Raw genomic sequence first — 12,665 nt, 5'->3', positions numbered from 1 at the left:
TCGCGAGGCGTCACGCGCACGCTCTCAAGCGCGAAAATGATTCAGCAGAGCCAGTCGACAAAGAACGACGAGATCGGGAGGGACCATCGTCGCGCTTTGCCTGGTTGCTTGAGCATGATCGTCCCGGAAAACATCTCACGGTCTTCCGGATCAAGCGTCACGCCTGCTGCCGCGTATCCACCTGCTGCGGCCTTGCTTCCGGCACCGCGGGAGCTGCGCGTGAGCGGAAATAGTCGAGCACGAAGAGTCGGATCGCCGAGGAGAGGTTGCCCTGCTGGCGGTTGCTGTCGATCTCGCCGACCAGTTCCGAAAGCGTCATGTTCCGGAGACCGGAGATCTCCTTCATGCCGTTCCAGAACGCCTCTTCGAGGCTGACGCTGGTCTTGTGGCCAGCGACGACGATCGAACGTTTGACGACGGGGGATTTCATGATGTCTCTCCGCCATCGATGTGATGCTGATCAAGCAGGCGATTGGAACGTTCGATGGCCAACTCATCGCGCGCCCGTTCGGACTTTGTACGACCAAAACGCGCACGATTGGTCCCGGCTTGCTTTGCCGCCTGCTCGCGCTCGGTGCGTTTCTTGAAACGTTTCAGGTTGACCACGTCCCCCATGCTCGTCCTCATCATCCGCTCACACGACTTGGGGACACAATGTGACGAAAGCAAGAGTAATGACGAAAGCAGGAGTAGCGACGCTGCGCGCCAAGCTCAATGTTCATCAAAAATCCTCGTTCGACGCTTAGTGATAGCACCAAAAAATCAATTTCGCTCTGCGAAAACAATGCGTCTGGTCGCTCTAGCATGCGCAGACGCAGAGCTGATAGCGAATATATGACTTCTCTCATTCTTTGGGCGTTATCGTCCACAATCAATTCGCGCGCGAGTGCCCGTAATTCCCCGGTCTGCGCGTCAATCATTCAGTTCGGGTGTGTCATTTTGTCCGGCTGCACCAGCCGATCAAATTCATCTTCAGACACAAAACCAAGCCGCAATGCCTCTTCTTTTAGCGTTGTTCCGCGTGCATGCGCTGCCTTGGCGACTTTTGCAGCATTGTCGTAGCCGATCTTCGGTGCGAGCGCCGTCACCAGCATCAGCGAACGCTGCATCAACTCGCCGATGCGCTTTTCGTCTGCGCGTATTCCGACAACGCAATGCTCCGTGAATGAGCGGGCCACGTCGGACAGCAGTCGAATGGAATTCATCATACAGTATGCCAAAACCGGCTTGTACACGTTCAGCTCGAAATGTCCCTGGCTGCCGGCAAGTGTGATTGAGGTCTCATTGCCGAACACCTTGCAGCACACCATCGTCAGCGCCTCGCATTGGGTCGGGTTGACCTTGCCTGGCATGATAGACGAGCCCGGCTCGTTCTCGGGCAGGATCAATTCGCCGAGACCCGAGCGCGGGCCCGAGCCGAGGAAACGGATATCGTTGGCGATCTTGAACAGGCCGGTTGCTACCGAATTGATCGCGCCATGCGTGAACACGTAGGCGTCATTCGAGGCCAGCGCCTCGAATTTGTTCGCAGCACTCGTGAAGGGCAGCTTGGTGATCTTGGCGACGTGCTTGGCAAAGGTCCTGGCGAATTTCGGTTTCGAGTTGAGGCCGGTGCCGACGGCGGTGCCGCCTTGCGCCAGCGGGAACAGGTCCTTCACGGCGGTGTGCAGCCGCGCGATGCCGCTCTCGACCTGCGCGGCGTAGCCCGAGAACTCCTGGCCGAGCGTCAGGGGAGTTGCGTCCTGGGTGTGCGTGCGCCCGATCTTGACGATACCTGCGAACGCCTTTTCCTTTTTGCGCAGCTCGCGATGCAACTCGCTGAGCGCAGGGATCAGATCGGCAATGACATGTTGCGCCGCCGCGATGTGCATCGCGGTCGGGAATGAATCGTTCGACGACTGACTCATGTTGACGTGGTCGTTCGGATGAATCGGCTTCTTTGCGCCGAGCTCGCCGCCGAGCATCTGGTTGGCGCGATTGGCGATCACCTCGTTGAGGTTCATATTGGTCTGCGTGCCGGACCCGGTCTGCCACACCACCAGCGGAAAGTGATCGTCGAGCTTGCCCTCGATCACTTCCTTGGCGGCGCGAACAATGGCGCCGGCGCGGCGCGCGTCGAGCAGGCCGAGCTCGCGATTGGTCAAGGCTGCCGCGAGCTTGACGATGCCAAGTGCGTGGATGATTGGGATCGGCATCCGGTCATGACCGATCTTGAAGTTCTGCCGCGAGCGTTCGGTCTGCGCGCCCCAGTAACGGTCGGCGGGCACATCGATCGGGCCGAAGCTGTCGGTCTCGCTGCGGGTCGTCGTCTTGGAAGGTGTTGCTGATCGAGCCATGAATGTTGTCCGCTTGCTTCGCGAGAGCATGATCCGGAGATGTGACGACCGGTTCTTCCTCGCGGCAGACGCAAACCGCCACCGCCAGGAGCATGCTCACACAGAAAATCGATCGGAACGACAAGCGTCATCCCGATCTTCGCAAGCGGCATCCTACAGGGTCGAGGATTACTCTGCGCTTAGATTATTTCTTGCGGAAACGATCGAGCCGAACCACCTCGGCACCTTCGCCGGGCTTCGCCGGCTCTTCCATGACCTCGGTCGCGGCCGGCGGCGCAGGCAGAGAGGCGGCCGGTGCCGCAGCCGGGAGCTTGGCCGGAGGTTCTTCGGCCACGGCATCGGAGGCGTCGAATTGCAGGTCGAACGGCGCGGATGGATCGAGGAAGCGCGTCACCGCGGCGAACGGCACGGTCAGCCGCTCCGGAATGCCGCCGAACGACAATCCGACCTCGAACCGGTCCTCCGTCACCACGAGGTCCCAGAACTGGTGCTGCAGGATGATCGTCATCTCCTCCGGATACTGCGCAAGCAGCCGCGGGGAGAGTTTCACGCCCTCGGCGGTCGACAGGAAGGTGATGTAGAAATGGTGTTCGCCTGGCAGGCCGTGCTCGGCCGCGTCGGCGAGGACCCGACGCAGCACCCCGCGCAGCGCGTCGCGCGCCAGCACGTCATATCGGATGTGATCGGTCGCCATGGGTCATCCTGTTGTTCTCGAAACCTTGCCGGCTGGTCGGCGCCGCCGCCGTCCGACTCGCCTCCTTTTGGGCCATGGTACCCTGTTGGGGACCGGAAATCAGCAGGGGGAACCACAAACGCAGGCGAAAATGCCCGATCTGCAATGAAGTGGAGGCTTCTGTTGCCAGGTGCCTCCGAACCCCGCCTAGCGGAGCTTAACCCGCTAGGACTTCAAGATGGTCTTTCAAACTGCGTTACGCAGCCTGAGCAACCGGAGCAAAGTTGTCGTTGGCAACTATTGCATTGGCCCGATATCGGCGGAACCATACCGAGAAAAAACGCGCCCTTTACGCCCTCGTCGATCCTATTTCGCCCCCGCCGAAAACCACCTGAAGCCGATGGGTTTTGGTGGAGGCGCCGGGTACCGCCCCCGGGTCCGAATGGTTTATTGCGACGGTCATTTATTTCCATAGCCGGCGAACCGGCATCTCCAATATAGGCGCCAAGGATTGAGAAAAATAGAGCCAATTCCGCGCTCATTTGACCGTGAAACCTGCCGATTTGGGTTGGCCGGTGTGCCGCCGCCAGTCTAGATATCATCCATGCCTCCGGATTCGCAGCCGGTTGCCGCTCCGGCGCCGGACACCCCCACACCCAATCCACCACCGCAGCCCGGACTGTTCGAACTGTTCGTGGCGTTCGCCAAGATGTCGCTCGCGGGGTTTGGCGGGGTGCTGGTCTGGGCGCGCCGCGGCATCGTCGAGCAGCACCGCTGGATGACGGCGGAGGAGTTCAACGAGACCTTCGCGCTCTGCCATTTCCTGCCGGGTCCGAACATCGTGAACCTGTCGTTTGTGTTCGGCTCGCGCTTCCGCGGCATTGCCGGCGGTCTCGCGGCCTTCGCCGGGCTGGTCGGTCCACCCATGGTGATCGCGACCGTCCTGGCCGGGCTCTACGCGCACTATGGCGAGATCGATGCTCTTCGCCGCACGCTCGCCGGCGTCGCCTGCGCGGCGGTCGGACTTTTGATCGCGGTCGTCTTCAAGATGATGATGCCGCTCGTCAAGCGGCGCGATCTCGTTGGCCTCGTCATCCTGGCGGCGGTGTTCGTCGCGATCGGGCTGATTCGGTGGCCGCTGCAGATCGTGCTCCTGGTCGCGATCCCGCTCAGCCTTGCGATCACCATTGGCGTGCGCCGCAAAGGCAAGGCATGACAGCAAATCCCAATCCGATCGCGACGCTGGTCTGGACGTTCGGCCTGATGTCGCTGTTTGCGGTCGGAGGAGCCAATTCGGCGATTCCGGAAATGCACCGCGTCGCGGTCGACGTGCATCACTGGATGACCGACAAGCAGTTCGCCGACGTGTTCGCGATCTCGCAGCTCTCGCCGGGACCGAACGTGCTGATCGTGACATTGATCGGCTATTCCGTTGCAGGCGTCGCTGGTGCATTGGCGGCAACCGTTGCGATGTGCGGCCCGACCGCGCTGCTGGCCTATTATGTGAGCCGCTTTCTGGAACGCTCGCGCGGTGCGCGCTGGCCGGCGATCATCCAGGCGGCCCTTGTTCCTCTGTCGATCGGCCTGATGGCGGCGAGTGGCCTCATCCTGGCGCGGACATCAGACCAAAGTTGGATCGCGGCTCTGATCACCGTTGTCGCGGCAGCGCTTGCCTCTGCGACAAGGATAAATCCTTTTTGGCTGTTGCTCGCCGGGGGCGTCTTGGGTTTTGCTGGCGTTGTCTGACGAATATCGCTAGGCAAGGGCAGGGCGGGACCTAATTCCAGCCGAGAGAGGAAACAGCCGCGGCAGCGGGTCACGGAGGAGACGTGCATGGCCGATACGATGGGCCACACCGCATCAACGACGCCTGACGCATCAACGACGCGTAATACGTCGGTCGCGCTCGGAATTGTCGTGCTGGCGGTGGCGCCGCAGATTTTCGAGCTGGTGTGGTCGTTGGGAACGGTCGTCGGACTGGGGGCTGGCCGCACGCCACTGTCGGCGCTGGCGGCGCATGCCATGGCCCTCCTGCTCGCGTTTCCAAGCATCGTTGCGAAGACGGCGCTGTCGCCGGATTCGCTTCTGGCGCTGATCTATTCCTATCCGCTGTTTGCGATTGCGATCCTGACGCTTTTCGTCAAGATCAGGGCGCCGCAGGACTATATCGGCGGCATCGTGCTGATGGCGGTGGCGCTGTTTGCGCTTTGGGCATCCAGCGATCTGCAGGGGATGCACGGTTTCTCCTTCGGCGCCGGAACTGCCCCGCGCATGTTCGGCGTGCTGCTGGTGGCGCTGGGTGCCGGCATCGCCTTGACGGGGCTTCTCACCGATGGGGCGGGTCTCTCCCACTATTCCTGGCGGGGGCCGCTGTTCGTGGCGGCAGCGATCGTCTTTTTCGCGCTGGCGATCCGGCCGCTTGGGCTCATCGTCACCGCATTTTCGAGCTTCCTGATCGCAGCCGTCGGTTCGTATGAAACGAAATGGATCGAGACTATCATCGTCGGCGCCTGCCTGACGCTCGGCTGCGCGATCCTGTTTCCTTACATTTTGGGACTTCCGATGCCGATGTTCCCGCGTTTCCTGATCCAGTGAGGGCGCGATGGATCTTTTTGCCAATCTCGCCCACGGTTTCGGAGTCGCGTTCTCGCCGATCAACTTACTGATGTGCCTGATCGGCGCGCTGGTCGGCACGCTGGTCGGCGTGCTGCCCGGCATCGGCACCATCGCAACCGTCGCAATGCTGCTGCCGATCACGTTCGGCCTGCCGCCGGTCGGCGCGTTGATCATGCTCGCCGGCATCTATTACGGCGCTCAGTATGGCGGCTCGACCACATCGATCCTGGTCAATATTCCGGGCGAAGCGACCTCGGTGGTGACTGCGCTTGACGGCCATCAGATGGCCAAGCAGGGGCGCGCCGGTCCGGCGCTGGCGATCGCGGCGATCGGTTCGTTCTTCGCCGGCTGCGTCGCAACCGTGCTGATCGCCGTGCTCGGTGCACCGCTGACGAAGCTCGCGCTCGCCTTCGGCCCCGCCGAATATTTCTCGCTGATGGTGCTCGGCCTGATCTTTGCTGTGGTGTTGGCGAAGGGGTCGGTGCTGAAGGCGATCGCGATGATCGTGCTCGGGCTGTTGCTCTCGATGGTCGGCTCCGACATCGAGACCGGCGCGTCCCGGATGGCCTTCAATATCCCGGAACTCGCCGACGGCCTCGGCTTTGCGACCGTGGCGATGGGCGTGTTCGGCTTCGCCGAAATTATCCGCAACCTCGACTTCGGCGCGGAGATGAACCGTAATCTCGTCCAGCAGAAGATCACCGGCCTGATGCCGACACGAAAGGATCTGATCGACTCCGCGCCCGCGATCGGCCGCGGAACGGTGCTCGGTTCGATTCTCGGCATCCTGCCGGGCGGCGGCGCCGTAATCGCGTCGTTCGCGGCCTATACGCTGGAGAAGAAGATTGCGAAAAATCCGTCGCGGTTCGGCCGTGGCGCGATCGAGGGAGTGGCGGCGCCGGAGAGCGCCAACAACGCCGCGGCGCAGACCTCCTTCATTCCCCTGCTCACGCTCGGCATCCCACCTAACGCGGTGATGGCGCTGATGGTAGGCGCGATGACAATTCACGGCATTGTGCCCGGTCCGCAAGTCATGCAGAAACAGCCCGATCTCGTCTGGGGCATGATCGCCTCGATGTGGATCGGCAATTTGATGCTGATCATCATCAACCTGCCGCTGGTCGGCATCTGGGTCCGCCTGCTGCGCGTGCCGTACCGTCTGATGTTCCCCTCGATCGTGATCTTCTGCGCGATCGGCATCTACTCGGTGAACAATGCGCCGGTCGACGTCATCCTGGCGGGTGTGTTCGGCCTCGTCGGCTACTGGCTGATCAAGCATGATTTCGAGCCCGCACCGCTCCTGCTCGGCATGGTGCTGGGCCCGCTGATGGAGGAGAACCTGCGCCGTGCGCTCTTGATCTCGCGCGGTGACTGGAGCGTGTTTGTCACGCGTCCGCTGTCAGCGGTGCTGCTGGCCATCGCGGCCGGTCTGTTGGTGCTTGCGGTGTTGCCGAGCCTGCGTGCCAAACGCGACGAGGTGTTTACGGAGTCCGAGAGCTGATCTCGTGCCTGCCTGCGTCGGCGCGCCGCATCCCGAAGTCGAATCGACACCCGGTGTCGTCTCGTGAAACAAAAATGCCGGCCGGTTGGCCGGCATTTTTACTTGAAGGTCCCGGGGAGATTCGAGATGACCTCCATTCGCTCGCTCGCGGGCGCATGCCTTGCCGCGTTGTGCGCCCTTGCCGCACCGGCATCGGCGCAAAACTACCCGACGCGAAGCATCACCATGATCGTACCGTTCGCGGCCGGAGGTCCGACCGACGTCATTTCGCGCATCGTCACTGCGCATATGGCGCAGACGCTGGGGCAGAGCATCATCATCGAGAACGTGGTCGGCGCCGGCGGCACCACCGCGACGACGCGCGCGGCGCGCGCCGTCAATGACGGCTATACATTGATTACCGGGCATATGGGCACCCACGCCGCCTCCGTGCCGCTCTATCCCAAGCTCGCCTACCATCCGGAAAAGGACTTCGAGCCGATCGCTCTGCTCGCGGGCACGCCGATCCTGATCCTCGCGCGCAAGGACTTTCCGCCGAAGGATCTGAAGGAATTCGTGGCCTATGTGAAAGCCAACGCCGAGAAGGTCAACGCCGCGCATGCCGGCGTCGGCTCGGTCTCCCACGTGTCGTGCGAGCTGCTCAACTCGATCCTCGGAATCAAGCCGGTCGGCGTGCCCTTCAACGGCACGGGCCCCGCGATGAACGCGCTGGTCGCGGGGCAGGTCGATTACATGTGCGACCAGATCGTCAACGCGGTTCCGCAGATCAACGCCGGCACCATCAAGGCCTATGCGATCGCGACGCCGGAGCGCAACCCGTCGCTGCCCAACGTGCCGACCACGACCGAAGCCGGCCTGCCCGCATTCCAGGCCCAGGCGTGGAACGCAATCTTCGCACCGAAGGGAACGTCGCCCGCGATTATCGCGACGTTGAATGCGGCCACGGTCAAGGCGCTCGACGACGAGGCCGTCCGCAAGCGCCTGCTCGAACTCGGCAGCGTGATTCCGCCTGTCTCCGCCCGCACGCCCGAGGCGCTCGCGACCCTCGTAAAGAGCGAGATCGCGAAGTGGACGCCGGTGCTCAAGCCAGCAAGTTAGCCGGCGCGCTCAAGTAGATAGGGGGCGGAACGTCGGTTCCGCCCCCCTTGCCGTTTGCGATTCCGTGATCATTTTTCGGGGTATAATCGGTGCGCAGCGCCGAATCGGCGTGTCGACCGGCGGCGTCGGCCGCTAAATTCGCCGTTTCCCGAAGGGACCGAAACGACGCCATGAATCAATATCACGATCTGCTCGAACGCATTCTTGCCGACGGCGCGGAGAAGCATGACCGCACCGGCACCGGCACGTTGTCGATCTTCGGTCACCAGATGCGCTTCAACCTGTCGGCCGGCTTTCCGATGTTGACCACCAAGCGGCTGCCGCTGAAGGCGATCGTGCATGAGCTTTTGTGGTTCCTGGCCGGCGACACCAACATCAAATACCTCAACGACAACGGCGTCACGATCTGGGACGAATGGGCCGACGCCAATGGCGATCTCGGCCCGGTCTACGGCTCGCAATGGCGCTCCTGGCCCGCGCCGGACGGGCGCAGCATCGACCAGATCGCGAACGTGATCGAGATGATCAAGCGCAACCCGGATTCGCGGCGGCTGATCGTCAGCGCCTGGAATCCCGCCGAGGTCGACAAGATGGCGCTGCCGCCATGCCACTGCCTGTTCCAATTCTATGTCGCGAACGGCAAATTGTCGTGCCAGCTCTATCAGCGCTCCGGCGACGTGTTCCTCGGCGTGCCCTTCAACATTGCCTCGTATGCGCTGCTCACAATGATGGTCGCGCAGGTGACGGGCCTGAAGCCTGGCGACTTCGTGCATTCGCTCGGAGATGCGCACCTCTATTCGAACCATCTCGAGCAGGCGCGCCTGCAATTGACGCGGCCGACGCGGCCGCTGCCGACGATGGCGATCAATCCCGACGTGAAAGACATTTTCGGGTTCCGCTACGAAGATTTCAAACTCGAAGGCTACGATCCGCACCCGCATATCAAGGCCGAGGTCGCGGTGTGAGCGACTGATGTCTCTCGCCATCCGCCGCGCTCGGTCCGATGAGGCCGGACTGGTGTTTTCGCTGGTCCGCGAACTCGCCGACTACGAGAAGCTGTTGCACGAGGTTCAGGCCAGCGAGGCTGATATCGCCGACGCGCTGTTCGGCGAGAACCCGCGGCTTTACTGCGACATCGCCGAATGGAACGGCGAGCCGGCTGGCTTCACGGTCTGGTTCGTCAACTTCTCCACCTTCGCCGGCCGCCATGGCATCTACCTCGAAGACCTCTTCGTGCGTCCGCCGCTGCGCGGCAACGGCATCGGCAAGGCGCTGCTCGTCCATCTGGCAAGAGAGTGCGTCGCCAATGGCTGGTCGCGCCTGCAATGGGCGGTGCTCGACTGGAACGCGCCGTCGATCGCATTCTATAAATCGCTCGGTGCCGAACTGATGGACGAATGGACGATTTGCCGCGTCTCGGGTCCGGCGCTCGCGGTGCTTGCAGAAGGAGCGCGGTGATGGAAATCGTGCTCGTCGTCGCGGTCGCCGAGAACGGCGTGATCGGCCGCGACAATACAATTCCCTGGCGGCTGAAGTCGGACGTGCAGCACTTCAAGGCCATCACGCTGAACAAGCCGGTGGTGATGGGACGCAAGACCTTCGAATCCCTGCGCCGGCCGCTGCCGGGGCGGACCAATATCGTCGTGACGCGCGATCCGAACTACCGGGCCCGCGGCGCGATCGTGACGACGTCGTTCGAAAGTGCGCGCGCAGTCGCGTATGGTGACGCGCTGCGGCGTTTCGCCACTGAGATTGCCGTCATCGGCGGCGCCGAGATCTATGCCCAGTGGATGGGCGTGGCCGATCGGCTCGAAATCACCGAAGTTCATGCCAGCCCTGACGGCGAGACACGCTTTGCCGCAATCGATGCGAAGGAATGGGAAGAGGTCGCGCGCGTGCGGAATCCGGCCGGTCCGGACGACAAAGCCGACTTCTCCTATGTGACATATCGTCGGCGCGCCAAACGTTAACCAATGTGAGCATTGACAAATATGGCGCGGCGCATAGCTCGTCCGGCCAGGAAGCCCGCGTTGTAAGGGCCCCGGCAGTCCCCTATAACCGGGCCGGACATTGGAGTCCGGGCATCCTGGTCCGGACTTGCGAGGAGAACATTTGATGCCGTGGAAGAATCAAGGTGGGGGGCCGTGGGGTTCGGGTCCGAAAGGACCATGGGGCACAGGTCCGCAATCAGTCGGGCCGAGGCCGCCGGACCTTGAAGACCTTCTGCGTCGCGGCCAGGACCGGCTGCAGCAGTGGTTGCCCGGCGGACATTTCAGCGGCATGGGCATCGCGCTGGTGCTGATCGGCGCGCTGGCGATCTGGGGCTTGTCCGGCTTCTTCCGCGTGCAATCGGAAGAACTCGGCGTCGTGCTGCGCTTCGGCAAGCACGTGCGTACCGTGCAGCCCGGCTTGAACTACCACCTGCCGTATCCGATCGAGACCGTGCTGCTGCCGAAGGCGCTGCGCGTGTCGACAATTTCGATCGGCATGACGCTGATCGACGATCCGGCAAGGCGCGGCCGCACCATGCGCGACGTGCCCGAGGAAAGCCTGATGCTGACCGGCGACGAGAACATCGTGGATGTCGACTTCACCGTGTTGTGGCGCATCAAGCCCGACGGCGTCGGCAACTACCTCTTCAATATCCAGAACCCCGAGGGCACCGTGAAGGCGGTTGCCGAGAGCGCGATGCGCGAGGTGATCGGCCGCTCGGAAATCCAACCGATCCTGACCGGCGCCCGCACCATGACCGAATCCACCGTGCAGGAGCTGATGCAGAAGACGCTGGACAGCTACGGCGCGGGCATCCAGGTGACCCAGGTACAGATGCAGAAGGTCGATCCTCCGGCGCAGGTAATCGACGCTTTCCGCGACGTCCAGGCGGCGCAAGCGGATTTGCAGCGCCTCCAGAACGAAGCACAGACCTACGCCAATCGCGTCATACCCGAGGCGCGCGGCAGGGGCGCGCAGATCGTGCAGGCGGCCGAAGGCTACAAGGAGCAGGCGGTTGCCGAGGCCAAGGGCCAGAGCGCGCGCTTCCTGAAGGTCTATGACGAATACAAGAAGGCGCCCGACGTGACGCGCGAACGCATCTATCTGGAAACCATGGAGCGCGTGCTCGGCGGCTCCGAGAAGCTCGTCTATGACGGCGGCCAGGGCCAGAACATCGTGCCCTATCTGCCTCTCGGGGAGCTTACACCGCGGCGCCCGGCGGCGCCGGCCACGACCGGCCAGCAGCAGGGGGCTACGCGATGAGGTCCCCCGTCACCGGCATTGCCGCCCTGATCGTCCTATTTGCTCTGGTCATCGTTGCCTACAGCTCGACGTTCACCGTGCAGCAGACCGAGCAGGTGCTCGTGGTGCGGCTCGGCGAGCCCGTCCGTGTCGTGACCGAGCCCGGTCTGAACTTCAAGGCGCCCTTCATTGACAGCGTGATCTCGATCGACAAGCGTATTCTCGACCTGGAAAACCCTTCGCAGGAAGTGATTGCCTTCGACCAGCGACGACTGGTGGTCGACGCCTTTGCGCGCTACCGCATCAAGAATGCGCTGCGCTTCTATCAGAGCGTCGGCTCGATCCAGGCGGCCAACATCCAGTTGACGACGCTGCTCAACGCTGCGCTGCGCCGCGTGCTTGGCGAGGCGACCTTTATCCAGATCGTGCGCGACGAACGGGAAGCGCTGATGGCACGTATCCGCAGCCAACTCGACCGGGAAGCTGACCGTTACGGTATCGAGGTCGTCGACGTGCGTATCCGCCGCGCCGATCTGCCGGAGCAGAACAGCCAGGCCGTCTACGACCGTATGAAGACCGAACGACAGCGCGAGGCCGCCGAATTCCGCGCCCAGGGCAGCCAGAAGGCGCAGGAGATCCGCTCCCGGGCGGATCGCGAGGCAACGGTGATCGTCGCGGAGGCCAACTCGTCCTCCGAGCAGATCCGCGGTGCTGGCGATGCCGAACGCAACCGCCTGTTTGCCGAGGCCTACGGCAAGGACCAGGACTTCTTCTCCTTCTATCGTTCGATGTCGGCCTATGAAAGCGGCCTGCGCTCGAGCGATACGCGCTTCCTGTTGCGGCCGGACTCCGACTTCTTCAGATATTTCGGCAATCCGAGCGGTAAGCGGCCCGAGGCAGCCGCCGCGCCGAAGCCTTAAAGTTGACGTATGGCGGCGACGCGGAACAACGCGTTGCCGCCATCAATCAAGAAGAAAAAGCAAGCGGGAGGCTGCCATCCGATGAGGTCCATAGCGTTCGCCGACTTCCTCATCGGTGTGGGAATCCTGTTCGTGATTGAAGGTGTTATGTTCGCGGCGAGTCCGGCCTGGATGCGGCGGGCGATGAAAAGCGCGCTGGCGACGCCCGACAATATCCTGCGTGCAGTCGGCATCGGCTCGGCGATCGCCGGCCTCGTGTTGATCTGGCTGGTGCGGCGCTGACCTTG

The 12,665-nt window shown here is 62.7% G+C and carries 15 protein-coding genes and 1 other RNA gene; 11 read left to right on the top strand and 5 right to left on the bottom strand.

Translation table 11 applies throughout. The features are described from left to right. Positions 1-157: 157 nt before the first annotated feature. The 5 genes from JQ553_RS28095 to ssrA all read right to left on the bottom strand — a co-directional run bounded on the left by JQ553_RS28095 (position 158) and on the right by ssrA (position 3,536). A complete protein-coding gene (locus JQ553_RS28095; RefSeq protein ID WP_212503292.1) occupies positions 158-430 on the bottom strand; it encodes a ribbon-helix-helix domain-containing protein in 273 nt (90 codons plus the stop codon). Beyond that, complete coding sequence (locus tag JQ553_RS28090; protein WP_212503291.1) at positions 427-615, bottom strand: DUF4169 family protein; 189 nt, start codon at positions 613-615, stop codon at positions 427-429. The genes JQ553_RS28095 and JQ553_RS28090 overlap by 4 nt, the downstream gene beginning before the upstream one ends. A gap of 305 nt (positions 616-920) precedes the next feature. After that, complete coding sequence (gene fumC, locus JQ553_RS28085) at positions 921-2,336, bottom strand: class II fumarate hydratase (protein ID WP_212503290.1); 1,416 nt, start codon at positions 2,334-2,336, stop codon at positions 921-923. 184 nt (positions 2,337-2,520) lie between these two features. Next, the gene (locus JQ553_RS28080; RefSeq protein WP_212503289.1) at positions 2,521-3,030 is read right to left on the bottom strand and encodes an SspB family protein; all 510 of its coding nucleotides are present in this window, start codon (positions 3,028-3,030) and stop codon (positions 2,521-2,523) included. A 148-nt stretch (positions 3,031-3,178) separates the two neighbouring features. Then, positions 3,179-3,536: a transfer-messenger RNA gene (gene ssrA / locus JQ553_RS28075) on the bottom strand. Positions 3,537-3,613: 77 nt separating this feature from the next. Between ssrA and JQ553_RS28070 the strand changes: the two genes are divergently transcribed. The 11 genes from JQ553_RS28070 (at position 3,614) to JQ553_RS28020 (ending at position 12,660) form a co-directional block, all read left to right on the top strand. Next, positions 3,614-4,225, top strand: a complete 612-nt coding sequence (locus JQ553_RS28070; protein WP_212503288.1) for a chromate transporter — start codon at positions 3,614-3,616, stop codon at positions 4,223-4,225. Further along, on the top strand, positions 4,222-4,755 hold the full coding sequence (locus JQ553_RS28065; RefSeq protein WP_212503287.1) for a chromate transporter: 534 nt from the start codon (positions 4,222-4,224) through the stop codon (positions 4,753-4,755). The genes JQ553_RS28070 and JQ553_RS28065 overlap by 4 nt, the downstream gene beginning before the upstream one ends. A gap of 87 nt (positions 4,756-4,842) precedes the next feature. Then, positions 4,843-5,604: a tripartite tricarboxylate transporter TctB family protein gene (locus JQ553_RS28060; RefSeq protein WP_212503286.1), complete on the top strand. Its 762-nt coding sequence runs from the start codon at positions 4,843-4,845 to the stop codon at positions 5,602-5,604. Between the two features lie 7 nt (positions 5,605-5,611). Beyond that, complete coding sequence (locus tag JQ553_RS28055; RefSeq protein WP_212503285.1) at positions 5,612-7,126, top strand: tripartite tricarboxylate transporter permease; 1,515 nt, start codon at positions 5,612-5,614, stop codon at positions 7,124-7,126. 126 nt (positions 7,127-7,252) lie between these two features. Then, the gene (locus tag JQ553_RS28050; protein WP_212503284.1) at positions 7,253-8,224 is read left to right on the top strand and encodes a tripartite tricarboxylate transporter substrate binding protein BugD; all 972 of its coding nucleotides are present in this window, start codon (positions 7,253-7,255) and stop codon (positions 8,222-8,224) included. A gap of 170 nt (positions 8,225-8,394) precedes the next feature. Next, positions 8,395-9,189, top strand: a complete 795-nt coding sequence (locus tag JQ553_RS28045; protein WP_212503283.1) for a thymidylate synthase — start codon at positions 8,395-8,397, stop codon at positions 9,187-9,189. 7 nt (positions 9,190-9,196) lie between these two features. Further along, positions 9,197-9,682 (top strand): GNAT family N-acetyltransferase, encoded by a 486-nt coding sequence (locus tag JQ553_RS28040; protein ID WP_212503282.1) that lies wholly within the window; start codon positions 9,197-9,199, stop codon positions 9,680-9,682. Continuing rightward, positions 9,682-10,194 (top strand): dihydrofolate reductase, encoded by a 513-nt coding sequence (locus JQ553_RS28035; protein ID WP_212503281.1) that lies wholly within the window; start codon positions 9,682-9,684, stop codon positions 10,192-10,194. The genes JQ553_RS28040 and JQ553_RS28035 overlap by 1 nt, the downstream gene beginning before the upstream one ends. A gap of 145 nt (positions 10,195-10,339) precedes the next feature. Continuing rightward, on the top strand, positions 10,340-11,479 hold the full coding sequence (hflK, locus tag JQ553_RS28030) for an FtsH protease activity modulator HflK (RefSeq protein WP_212503280.1): 1,140 nt from the start codon (positions 10,340-10,342) through the stop codon (positions 11,477-11,479). Continuing rightward, entirely contained in the window at positions 11,476-12,378 is a 903-nt protein-coding gene (hflC, locus tag JQ553_RS28025; protein ID WP_212503279.1) for a protease modulator HflC, read from the top strand. The genes hflK and hflC overlap by 4 nt, the downstream gene beginning before the upstream one ends. 81 nt (positions 12,379-12,459) lie before the next feature. Then, positions 12,460-12,660, top strand: coding sequence for a DUF2065 domain-containing protein (locus JQ553_RS28020; RefSeq protein WP_212503447.1), 201 nt, complete (start codon positions 12,460-12,462; stop codon positions 12,658-12,660). Positions 12,661-12,665 lie beyond the last annotated feature (5 nt).

The sequence above is a fragment of the Bradyrhizobium lablabi genome (assembly GCF_018131005.1).
GTDB classification, from domain to species: domain Bacteria; phylum Pseudomonadota; class Alphaproteobacteria; order Rhizobiales; family Xanthobacteraceae; genus Bradyrhizobium; species Bradyrhizobium lablabi_D.
Note: the sequence above shows the minus strand (reverse complement) of the source record. Positions and strands in the feature narration are given on the sequence as shown.

What these genes read in the sequence shown, in the direction of transcription:
- JQ553_RS28095 (WP_212503292.1), bottom strand. Translation starts at nt 430, where the DNA reads ATGAAATCCCCCGTCGTCAAACGTTCGATCGTCGTCGCTGGCCACAAG.
- JQ553_RS28090 (WP_212503291.1), bottom strand. Translation starts at nt 615, where the DNA reads ATGGGGGACGTGGTCAACCTGAAACGTTTCAAGAAACGCACCGAGCGC.
- fumC (WP_212503290.1), bottom strand. Translation starts at nt 2,336, where the DNA reads ATGGCTCGATCAGCAACACCTTCCAAGACGACGACCCGCAGCGAGACC.
- JQ553_RS28080 (WP_212503289.1), bottom strand. Translation starts at nt 3,030, where the DNA reads ATGGCGACCGATCACATCCGATATGACGTGCTGGCGCGCGACGCGCTG.
- JQ553_RS28070 (WP_212503288.1), top strand. Translation starts at nt 3,614, where the DNA reads ATGCCTCCGGATTCGCAGCCGGTTGCCGCTCCGGCGCCGGACACCCCC.
- JQ553_RS28065 (WP_212503287.1), top strand. Translation starts at nt 4,222, where the DNA reads ATGACAGCAAATCCCAATCCGATCGCGACGCTGGTCTGGACGTTCGGC.
- JQ553_RS28060 (WP_212503286.1), top strand. Translation starts at nt 4,843, where the DNA reads ATGGCCGATACGATGGGCCACACCGCATCAACGACGCCTGACGCATCA.
- JQ553_RS28055 (WP_212503285.1), top strand. Translation starts at nt 5,612, where the DNA reads ATGGATCTTTTTGCCAATCTCGCCCACGGTTTCGGAGTCGCGTTCTCG.
- JQ553_RS28050 (WP_212503284.1), top strand. Translation starts at nt 7,253, where the DNA reads ATGACCTCCATTCGCTCGCTCGCGGGCGCATGCCTTGCCGCGTTGTGC.
- JQ553_RS28045 (WP_212503283.1), top strand. Translation starts at nt 8,395, where the DNA reads ATGAATCAATATCACGATCTGCTCGAACGCATTCTTGCCGACGGCGCG.
- JQ553_RS28040 (WP_212503282.1), top strand. Translation starts at nt 9,197, where the DNA reads ATGTCTCTCGCCATCCGCCGCGCTCGGTCCGATGAGGCCGGACTGGTG.
- JQ553_RS28035 (WP_212503281.1), top strand. Translation starts at nt 9,682, where the DNA reads ATGGAAATCGTGCTCGTCGTCGCGGTCGCCGAGAACGGCGTGATCGGC.
- hflK (WP_212503280.1), top strand. Translation starts at nt 10,340, where the DNA reads ATGCCGTGGAAGAATCAAGGTGGGGGGCCGTGGGGTTCGGGTCCGAAA.
- hflC (WP_212503279.1), top strand. Translation starts at nt 11,476, where the DNA reads ATGAGGTCCCCCGTCACCGGCATTGCCGCCCTGATCGTCCTATTTGCT.
- JQ553_RS28020 (WP_212503447.1), top strand. Translation starts at nt 12,460, where the DNA reads ATGAGGTCCATAGCGTTCGCCGACTTCCTCATCGGTGTGGGAATCCTG.